Raw genomic sequence first — 316 nt, forward strand, 5'->3', positions numbered from 1 at the left:
TTTTTTCTAGGTTAAGCTAGAAAGAGCACACGGAGGATGCCTAGGCACTAGGAGCCGAAGAAGGACGTGGCGAACGACGAAATGCCTCGGGGAGCCGTAAGCAGGCTTTGATCCGGGGATGTCCGAATGGGGGAACCCAGCTGTGGTAATGCGCAGTTACTCTAAAGTGAATACATAGCTTTAGTAGAGGCAGACCCAGGGAACTGAAACATCTAAGTACCTGGAGGAAAAGAAAACAAAAGTGATTCCGTCAGTAGCGGCGAGCGAAAGCGGAATAGCCCAAACCAAGGAGCTTGCTCCTTGGGGTTGTAGGACC

At 51.3% G+C, this 316-nt stretch carries 1 rRNA gene; it reads left to right on the forward strand.

The window, feature by feature from the left end:
* Nucleotides 1-9: 9 nt before the first annotated feature.
* Nucleotides 10-316: ribosomal RNA gene (locus ACSQ8O_RS36750) — 23S ribosomal RNA — on the forward strand; the annotation flags it as partial.

This window comes from Paenibacillus sp. LjRoot56, assembly GCF_964253335.1.
In the GTDB taxonomy this organism is placed as follows: Bacteria; Bacillota; Bacilli; order Paenibacillales; family NBRC-103111; genus Paenibacillus_E; species Paenibacillus_E allorhizoplanae.